Consider the following 9,611-nt stretch of genomic DNA (forward strand, 5'->3'; position numbering starts at 1 on the left):
GATGAGACACGGCAGGTCGGCCGCGAAACGGGCCGGCGGCGGGGGGTTTCTCGCCCGGCTCGGTATTCGCGGCAAGCTGAACCTGCTGCTCCTGCCCCCGCTGGTCGCGGTGGTGCTGGTGTCGGTGCCGTTCGTGCTGACGCAGGCGAACAGTGCCGGTGCGGCCACGCAGTCGGCGACGGTGGCGAGGTACACCCAGCAGCTCGGCGGGCTGGTCTGGCAGCTGCAGCGAGAACGGCTGCTGACCGGCGCGTTCGTCGCCACGCCGTCGATGCCGGCCGACCAGATGCTCCAGCAGCAGAAGGCGGTCGACAGCGCGGTCGAAGAGGTGCGGAGGTCGCTCGACGCCGGCGCGCCGGACGAGCTGTCCGCGGCGCTGACCCGGATCGGCTCGCTCGCCGAGCTGCGGCAGAACGCGCAGCGCCGCGGCGTCGCACTCGACAGCGTCGCCCGCACCTACCACGCGGTGATCGGGGCGGTGATCGACGCGCTGCGGCTCGTCCCGCAGCTCAGCGACGACGCCGAGGGCACCCGCGAGCTGTCCGCGCTGGAGGCGCTGCTGCGTGCGAACGAGGAGAACTCGTTGCGCGGCATGGCCTTGATCGTGACGGCGGTCTCGCCGGAGGCCGGCCGGTCCATCCTGGACGACGCCACCCAGCAGGCGCCGATCTTCACCGACCGGTTCGTCCAGCAGGCCGACGACGAAGCCGACAGCGAACAGGCGGGGCTGGTCGTCAACGTCGAGGCGAGTGAAGCGGGCCGCCGGATCGAGGAGCTCGCCGCCCAGATCGGGAACCCGCGGAACGCGGCGGGCACCACCCAGTACGTCGCCGACGTCCTCAAGGCGTCGGACAGCCAGGCGGCCCAGCGGAAAGTGGTCCAGGAACGGGTCATCGGCGAAATCGCCGACTCGGCGAACGGCCGTGCCGACGCCGCGACGCGCCTGGCCTGGACGGTCGGCCTCGGCGCCGGCGGGCTGTTCCTGCTGGTCGCCTTCCTCGCCGTCGCGGTGTCCCGCTCGATCGCCGGGCCGCTGCGCCAGCTGACCACCGCGGCGACGTCGGTCGCCGACCTCGCCGGCACCGAGCTCGTCCGCGTGACCGACACCGAGGAGGCCGAGGAGCAGATCCCGCGCCTGGCCACCATCGACGTCGTCTCCGAAGACGAGCTGGGCAAGCTGGCCGCCGCGTTCAACCGGGTCCAGACCACCGCGGCCGAGCTGGTCGAACGGCAGGCGCTCACCCGGCGCAACACCAGCCTGATGTTCGCGAACGTCGCGAAGCGGACGCAGAACCTCGTCGGCCGCCAGCTCGCCCTGATCGACGAGGTCGAGCGCAACGAGCAGGACACCCGGCTGCTGGCCAGCCTCTACCGGCTCGACCACCTCTCCACCCGCCTGCGCCGGAACGCCGACAACCTGCTCGTGGTGTCCGGCACCCGCGACGAAACCCGGATCGCCGGCCCGATCGAGCTGTCCACGGCGCTGCGCTCGGCGCTCGCCGAGATCGAGGACTACCAGCGCGTCAAGCTCGGGGTCGTCGCCGAAATCCTGCTGTCCTCGGCCCTCGGCGCCGACCTCGTGCTCGTGTTCGCCGAGCTGCTCGAGAACGCGACGTCGTTCTCGCCGCCGGGTTCGATGGTCGAGGTGGACACCATGCTGCTGTCCGACGGCGCCTGCCTGGTGAGCATCGTCGACCACGGCATCGGCATGACCGCGGAGAAGCTGGGCGAGGAGAACCGGCGGCTCGTCGAGCGCGAACGCCTCGAGCTCGCGCCGACCAGTGTGCTCGGCCTGTTCGTGGTCGGCCGCCTGGCGCGGCGCCACGAGCTGGGGGTCGAGCTGCTCGCGACGCCGACCACCGGCGGCGTGACCGCCCGGCTGACCATCCCGGGGTCGCTGTTCAGCCACCGCACCCCGCTGCGGCCGAAAACCGAGCAGGCACCCGCCATCCCGGCGCAGGCCGCGCCGCCGGTCGCGTCGTCACCGCGGCACGCCGCGCCGGCCGTCCCGATCACGCCGTCGGCACCGTCTTCCCTGTCCGATTTGGACGACTTCCGGCCGCCGGCGCCCGAACCGGTGCGCGACCGGCCCGCCGAACTGCCGGCGCCGGCGATCCCGGCGCTGCTCGGCCACGGCAACGGCTTCCGCTGGTTCCGCGAACTGGAACCGGTGTGGCCGGACGCCGAACCCGACGCCGAGTCCGCCGAAACGCCCGAGCCGGCGGTGGCGGCCGCGGCGGCGGTGTCGTCATCGGACTCACGGGGCGGCCTGCGCCGCCGGGTCCGCGGCGCCCAGCTGCCCAGCCCCGGCACGTCCGCGCCGGTGGCCGACACCAAGCCGCGGCACGACCCGGAAGCGACCAAGGCCGCGATGGACGGCTTCGCGAGCGCCTTCGCGAAGGCCGCCGAAGTCAGCGACCCGCCCGCCACCACCTTCCCGAAGGCGGCCGAGGTCACGGCGCTGACGGCCGGCCCGCCGCCCGCACCCGCGGCACCTCTCCCGGTCCGCGCCCCCGTGGACGCATCACCGGTGGCCACGGCCCCGTTCACCGCCGCCGAGCGGGCGCGCGACGGCCTGATCCGCCGCGTCCCCGGTGCCCAGCTCGCCCCCGGCCTGCGTCAGCAGTCCGCGGGGCGGCCGCTCGCCCGCGCCGTCGTCAACCGCAGCAAGCGGGACCCGGCGGCCGAACGAGCGGCGTTCGACGCGTTCGCCGCCGGCCTTGCGAAGGCGGAGGACGTGACGGCAGACAGCCCGCCCCAAGGCGTGGTCGCCGGTCGTGTGATGGAACGAGGAGAAGAGAGCAGGAAATGAGCATCCCCGCACCTGGCGTCAGTGTCGAAGCCCAGAACTTCAACTGGCTGGTGAGCCGCTTCGCGCAGCACACCGCGGGCGCGATAGCCGCCATCGCGGTCTCGGCCGACGGCCTGCTGATCGCGATGTCGACGGAGCTCGAGCGCTCCAACGCCGACCGCCTCGCCGCGATCTCCTCCGCCATGCTCGGGCTCGCCCACGGCGTCTCCGAAAGCCACCCGCTCGGTTCGCCCGACAAGGTGATCATCGAGCTCGAGCACGGGTACCTGCTCGTCTGCACGATCAGCATCGGCTGCTCGCTGGGTGTGCTGGCCAACAAGCAGGCCAGCCTGGGCACCATCGCCTACGAAATGGCGATGTTCGCCAACCGCGCCACCGAAGTCCTGACCCCTGGGCTCATCGAGGAGCTCAAAAACACCGTCGGAAGCTGAACAGCGGCGCTTGCGCCTCCGTTGAGGGCGGGGGTGGGGGCATGGATGGAGCTAAGGAGCGACGCGATGACCGAAGAACCGGACATCTCGCTGCTGCGGCCGTACCTGATGACCTCGGGACGGGCCCAGCCGGTCGACCAGAGCCTCGAAATCGAGGCGCAGGTCATGACGTCCCGCCTCGGCGCGGCGTCGCACCCGAAGCTCACGTTCGAACGCCAGGAAATCGTTTCCCTCTGCCGGAACACGATGTCGGTCGCCGAGGTGGCCGCCATGCTCGGCCTGCACATCGGCGTGGCCAGGGTGCTGGTGGCCGACCTCGCCGAACTGGGCTACGTCGTCGTCCGGCGGCCGGGCACCCACAACTCGCACGACCTCGGCATGATCGAAAGGGTCATTCGTGGACTCGAAGCCATTCACTGAACCGGGCACCCGGCCGCCGGCCCCGGTCAAGATCGTCATCGCGGGCGGCTTCGGCGTCGGCAAGACGACGGCGGTGTCGTCCATCTCGGAGATCAAGCCCCTCACCACCGAGGCGGCGATCACCTCCGTCGCGGCGGCCGTGGACAGCACCGGCCACGTCCCGGCCAAGACCACGACCACGGTGGCCCTCGACTTCGGCTGCATCACGATCGACGAAGAGGTCAAGCTGTACCTGTTCGGCACGCCGGGCCAGGACCGCTTCGGCTTCATGTGGCAGGACCTGGTCCACGGCGCACTGGGCGCACTGGTCATCGTGGACACCCGCCGCATGGACGACTGCTACCCGGCGGTCGACTACTTCGAGAACGCGGGCCTCCCGTTCGTGGTGGCGGTGAACATGTTCGACGGCTCCCTCGGCCACAACCTCGAGGACGTGCGCTGGGCGCTCGCGGTGAGCGACGACGTCCCGCTGATCACGTTCGACGCCCGGCAGAAGCTTTCCGTGCGGGACGCGCTGCTGGCGGTGCTGCACAACACGTTCAAGCGGGCCCGAGCCCAGGCGGGCGCAGGCGCCTGAGCAGGTCGCGGATGTGTCTGGAGGGGTTCCCGAGACGTCTCCAGACGTATCCGACTACACTGATCCACGGACCCCGCGCGGCGTCCACCCTGTGAACCTCCCCAGGGCCGGAAGGCAGCAAGGATAAGCAGGCTCTGACGGGTGCGCGGGGTCCCCTTCTTTTCGGCTACCGGCTCTGGGGCTTCGCCCCTTCGCCGGGCCTTCACTTCGTTCTTCCACCCGGGGGCCGAGCCCCCGGACCCCCACGGTGCCTCGCTCACGGCCTGGGAGGGCTGCCGCGCCTCCCGGTGGGCCTGACGTGTCGGCTGGGTGCCGTGGTGGCCCTGCCGCCGCCCGTGGGCCTCCCGCATTGTCTGGGCTGTCGTGGGTGGGAGGGCTGGGGCTCAGAACAGGCCCAGCAGGTCGTCCGGGGGCTTGGGAGGCGGTGGGGCGTCCGCGTCCGTTATCGGGGCCGCCCTTCCCGCCAGCTTTCGTAGCTCCGCGCCGTACACGCACCTTGCCGGGAAGGCTGCCGAGGCTGTTCGGCGGGTCAGCTCTTCCGTGGGGAGCTCGGCTGCCGAGGCCGCCAGCACCAGGTTGCCGAAGCGGCGGCCGCGCAGTACTCCCGGGTCCGCCAGCAGGAGCACCTCCGGGAAGACCTCGAACAGCGTCGCCAGGAAGCGGCGGGCGAACGGCAAGCCCGAGCCGTCTGTGATGTTCGCCAGGTAGGTGCCCCCGGTGCGGAGGATGCCCGCGATCGCCCGGGTCGCCTCCAGCGTGGCCAGGCCGCCGGCCAGCGTGGCCCGCTCGAACGCGTCGACCACCACCAGGTCCGCCGAATCCTCCCGACGCGTCGCCAGCCCTTCGCGGCCGTCCGTCACCCGGACGCGCAAGCCCGGCACCCGCAACCCCAGCTGTGCGCGGACCAGCTCCACCAGCTCGCCGTCCGCGTCGAACACCAGCTGGTGGGACCCCGGCCGCGTCGCCGCGACGTACCGCGGCAGCGTGCACGCCGCCCCGCCGACGTGCAGTGCGTCCAGGGGGCCCGGTGGCCGCCGGTCCACCACGTCCGCGAACCGGCGGACGTAGTCGAACTCCAGGTGGGCGGGGTCGTCGAGGTCGACGTACGACTGCGCGACGCCGTCCACCGACACCAGCCAGGCGTTGCCGCGGCCGGTGTCGCGGACCAGCTCCGCCGTGCCGAACCGCACGGGGTACCGGCCGGGCACCGGCTCGGGCTTCCGTGTGCGGCTCACGGAAATCGAGGTTATCGGAAACATTCCGACCGCTTCGGCGATAAGGGAGCGGACGATCATCGATCGAGGGGGTTTCACCTTGCGTGCAAACGCGGTAATCGTTGCTGCGGCACTCGCGGCCGGGGTCTTCGCGACGCCGGCGGCCGCGGATGTGCTGCCCGACCGGGCGCAGGCCGTTTCGCTGCTGGAGACCGGCGGTCCGGGCGTGGCGCGGGCCGCCGAAGCGGCGTTGCTCGGCTCGCCCGCCGACCTGCAGGCCTTCCTGGCCACCGGCCGCCAGCAGGCGCAGAACGACGACGAGCGGGTCCTCGTCACCCAGGCGCTCTCCTCCGGCGGCCCGATCACCAAGCGCACCGCCCAGCGGGCGCTCAGCGGCACCCAGGACGACATCCGCGAGTACCTGGCGAACGGCCTGCCGCTGGCCCGCAGCGCCGACGACCGGATCGCCGTCAGCCAGGCCATGGACACCGGCGGCCCGACCGTCAACGAGCGGGGCACGGAGGTGCTCGACAACGGCACCCCCGCCGACGTGCGGGCCTTCCTGGAGACCGGCCTGCAGCAGGCGAAGGACGTCGACGACCGCATCTCGACCCTCCAGGCCTTGGCCGGCGCCGGCCCGGAGTTCACGGCCGCCGCGCAGACGGCGCTCGACGGCACGCCGGAGGACGTCCGGTACTTCCTGTCGCTGTGGCGGCAGGTCGCCGCGAACTACGACGCCGAAGTCACCGCGGTCCAGGAGCAGCTCGACGCGGCCAAGGCGGCCGCGGCCGGCAACCGGCCCCAGGACGTGAAGCTCGCCGCGGACAAGGCCGCGCAGCTCGCCGGGGACGCGCGGAAGGCGAACGCCGACCGGCTCGCCACGCAGCAGGCCCAGAACCAGCAGGACGGCCGGGCCGCCTCGGCCGCCGAGGCGGCCGCGCAGCAGCAGGCCAAAGAGGCCGCCGATCGCGCCGCGCGGGCCAAGTCGGACAACGACAAGCTGCTCGCCGACGCGGCCGACCCGGCGCTGACCGTGCCGAACGGCCGCAAGGCCGCCGTGTACCTGCTGCGCCACGGTGGTGCCGCCGTCAAGAACGCCGCCCGTGCCGCGCTGAGCGGCTCGGACGACGACGTCGTCACGTTCGTGCACGGCGGTCTCGCCGTCGCGCAGGAGTCCGACGACCGCGCCGCCGTCTCGGCGATCGCGGCGGACCCGAACGCCCGCCCGGGCCTGCGCCAGGCGGCTCGTGACGCGCTCGCCGGCCCGTACGCCGGTGTCGCCGCGCTGCTGCGCACCGGGGACTACCCGGGCCGCGACACCGACGACCGCGTCGAGGTCAACCAGGTCCTGGCGGCCGGTGGCCCGGCGACGAAGTCGTGGGCGCAGAAGGCGCTCGACGGCACCGTCGCGGACATCCGGGAGTTCCTGGCCCACGGCCGGTACACCGCGCACCTGATCGACCTGGACATCTACGCCACCCGGACCCTGGGTGAGGGCCCGGAGGTGCAAGCGGTCGCCCAGGGTGTGCTCGACGGCCCGGACTCGGCCCGCAGCAGTACCTCGACGTCACGCTGCCCAAGGCGCGGGCGCGTGACGCGTTCACCGCGGCGCACGTCACCAAGGTGAACGCTCTGGTTGCCGAGGCAGCGGCCCTGGTCTCCTGACCGCACGGCGAAGGTTGTCGGACCCTGGCGGTAGTCTCGCGGCGTGGCTCTCGCGCTGTACCGCAAGTACCGTCCGGCAACCTTCGCCGAGGTCGTCGGGCAGGAGCATGTGACCGAACCCCTCCGCACGGCGCTGTCCGCCGGGCGGATCAACCACGCCTACCTCTTCTCCGGCCCACGCGGCTGCGGCAAGACGTCCAGCGCGCGCATCATGGCGCGCTCGCTGAACTGCGCCAAGGGCCCGACGCCGGACCCGTGCGGCGAGTGCAACTCGTGCAAGGCGCTCGCACCCGAGGGGCCGGGCAGCGTCGACGTCACCGAGCTCGACGCGGCCAGCCACGGTGGTGTCGACGACGCCCGCGAGCTGCGCGACAAGGCGTTCTACGCACCGGCCGAGTCGCGCTACCGCGTGTTCATCATCGACGAGGCGCACATGGTCACCACACAGGGCTTCAACGCCCTGCTGAAGATCGTGGAAGAGCCGCCAGAGCACGTCATCTTCATCTTCGCCACCACCGAGCCGGACAAGGTGCTGACCACCATCCGCTCGCGCACGCACCACTACCCGTTCCGGCTGATCCCGCCGAGCTCGATGCGCAACCTCCTGGAGCGCAACATCGCGGCCGAGGGCGTCGAGGTCGAGCCGGCGGTGTACCCGCTGGTCATCCGGGCGGGCGGCGGGTCGGCGCGGGACACGCAGTCGGTGCTCGACCAGCTGCTCGCCGGCGCCGGGCCGGAAGGCGTTTCGTACTCGCGGGCGGTCGCGCTGCTCGGCGTCACCGATGTCGCCCTGATCGACGACATGGTCGACGCCCTCTCGGCCGAGGACTCGGCCACGGTGTTCGGCACGGTCGAAAAGCTCACCGAGGCCGGCCACGACCCGCGCCGGTTCGCGACCGACCTGCTCGACCGGCTGCGCGACCTGGTGCTGCTGCGCGCGGTGCCGGAGTCCGCGGGCGGGCTGGTGTCCGCGCCGGAGGAGGAGCTGTCGCGGATGGTCGCGCAGGCCGAGCGGCTCGGCCTCGGCACCCTCTCCCGCTACGCCGACATCGTCCACAATGGACTTCTGGAGATGCGCGGCGCGACCTCGCCGCGGCTCGTGCTCGAGCTGCTGTGCGCGCGGATGCTGCTGCCGTCGGTGACCGATGCGGAGAAGGCGCTGCTGGCCCGGATCGAGCGCCTGGAGCGCCGCGCGACACTGGCCGGCGGCGGAGGCGCACCGGCCGAGGGTGGCGTGGAGCCGCCGGTGCGGGCGGCTCCGGAACGCGAGTTTTCAAGGCCTTCCCAGCGCCCGGGCTCGGCGGGCCCGGCCCCGGTGCCGGAGCCGGTCAAGCCGCCCGGGCGCCCGGCCGCCGACGGCGGGGGTGCCGCGCGTACGCCTGTTTCGGCGCCGCCGAACGAAGGTGGGGGAGCCGCGAATACGTCGGCTCCGGCCCAGCCGGTCGATGGCGCCACGCGCACTCCGGCCACAGTCGCACCGGCGGCTTCGGCGGCCGAGACCCGGACGGGTGATGGCGGCTGGGGTGCGGTGCGCACGCCCGGCGGTGGCACGCCCGCTCCGGTGGCGGCGAGCGCCGCCGCGTCTTCCGATGGTGGCGCGTCCGCCCCGGCGCCGGAAGCCGCGGCCGGTGCGCCCGCGGCGTCGGGCGGGATGGATGCCGCCGGGATCCGGACCGTCTGGCCGCAGCTGATGACCGCGTTGCGCAAGTTCACCGGCGGCCGCAGCCTCGAGGCGATGCTGACGCAGGCCACGGTGGCGAGCGTCGAGGGCAACGCCTTGACGCTGACCCACAAGTCCGAGCCGCTGGCCCGCCGCCTCTCCGACCAGGACAACGCCCGCAAGATCGCCGGCGCCCTGACCGAAGTCCTGGGCGGCGACTGGCAGGTCCGCTGCGTCCACGGCAACGCCCCGGCCGCGGCCGCCGCCCGGCCGCAGCAGGCGGCACCGGCCCCGGAGCGGTCGTTCACGCGCCAGTCGGCGACGGCCGCGCCGCCCGCCGAACCGGCGGCCCGCCCCGCCGCGACCCCGCCGCCGCCCCCGCCGCGGCCCAAGGTCACGACGAGCGAGCCGGACATCCCGCTGCCACCGGAACCCTCCGACGAGGACGACGAGGACCTCTACAACGAGGACGCCAGCCCGGCCCCGCCGCCGCCCCCACCCCCGCCGGACAAGGACCCGGACGAGCTGGCCCGCAAACTCCTCTCCGAGCACCTCGGCGCCCGCCCCCTCGACTGACGCAGCCGTGTCGACCCTCGAATCACGCGTGTCGACTGCCGGATCACGCGTGACGTCCCTCCAAGTACGCGAGCCCGCCGCTCAGGTACGGCAGACCGGCGTGACTGAAGGGACGACACGCGTGACTGAAGGGACGACACGCGTGATTGAAGGGACGACACGCGTGATTGAAGGGACGACACGTGGAGTTGCCCCGTGGGGCCGGACACCTTGATTCCAGACAGTGGTCTGGAGGGAGGATGTCCTGATGTCGCGC

At 72.9% G+C, this 9,611-nt stretch carries 7 protein-coding genes and 1 other RNA gene; 7 read left to right on the forward strand and 1 reads right to left on the reverse strand.

Translation table 11 applies throughout. From position 1 onward, the window contains the following. Window position 1: 1 nt before the first annotated feature. The 5 genes from ISP_RS21395 (at window position 2) to ffs (ending at window position 4,400) form a co-directional block, all read left to right on the forward strand. Window positions 2-2,812 carry a sensor histidine kinase gene (locus tag ISP_RS21395; protein WP_013230636.1) on the forward strand — a complete coding sequence of 937 codons (2,811 nt, stop codon included), beginning with the start codon at window positions 2-4 and terminating at the stop codon, window positions 2,810-2,812. Beyond that, a complete protein-coding gene (locus ISP_RS21400) occupies window positions 2,809-3,243 on the forward strand; it encodes a roadblock/LC7 domain-containing protein (protein ID WP_003061341.1) in 435 nt (144 codons plus the stop codon). The genes ISP_RS21395 and ISP_RS21400 overlap by 4 nt, the downstream gene beginning before the upstream one ends. Before the next feature lie 66 nt (window positions 3,244-3,309). Beyond that, entirely contained in the window at window positions 3,310-3,663 is a 354-nt protein-coding gene (locus ISP_RS21405) for a DUF742 domain-containing protein (RefSeq protein WP_013230635.1), read from the forward strand. Then, window positions 3,641-4,240 carry a GTP-binding protein gene (locus ISP_RS21410; protein WP_013230634.1) on the forward strand — a complete coding sequence of 200 codons (600 nt, stop codon included), beginning with the start codon at window positions 3,641-3,643 and terminating at the stop codon, window positions 4,238-4,240. The genes ISP_RS21405 and ISP_RS21410 overlap by 23 nt, the downstream gene beginning before the upstream one ends. Window positions 4,241-4,305: 65 nt before the next feature. Beyond that, window positions 4,306-4,400, forward strand: an RNA gene (gene ffs / locus ISP_RS21415) — signal recognition particle sRNA small type. Window positions 4,401-4,623: 223 nt separating this feature from the next. On the opposite strand, the gene ISP_RS21420 is transcribed toward ffs, so the two are convergent. Then, window positions 4,624-5,499: a spermidine synthase gene (locus ISP_RS21420; RefSeq protein ID WP_049878192.1), complete on the reverse strand. Its 876-nt coding sequence runs from the start codon at window positions 5,497-5,499 to the stop codon at window positions 4,624-4,626. 55 nt (window positions 5,500-5,554) lie between these two features. On the opposite strand from ISP_RS21420, the gene ISP_RS21425 reads away from it, so the two are divergent. Next, window positions 5,555-7,081, forward strand: coding sequence for an ALF repeat-containing protein (locus ISP_RS21425; RefSeq protein WP_230468646.1), 1,527 nt, complete (start codon window positions 5,555-5,557; stop codon window positions 7,079-7,081). Window positions 7,082-7,162: 81 nt separating this feature from the next. Continuing rightward, entirely contained in the window at window positions 7,163-9,355 is a 2,193-nt protein-coding gene (locus tag ISP_RS21430) for a DNA polymerase III subunit gamma and tau (protein WP_013230631.1), read from the forward strand. Window positions 9,356-9,611: the final 256 nt, after the last annotated feature.

Source organism: Amycolatopsis mediterranei (genome assembly GCF_026017845.1).
Classification (GTDB): domain Bacteria; phylum Actinomycetota; class Actinomycetes; order Mycobacteriales; family Pseudonocardiaceae; genus Amycolatopsis; species Amycolatopsis mediterranei.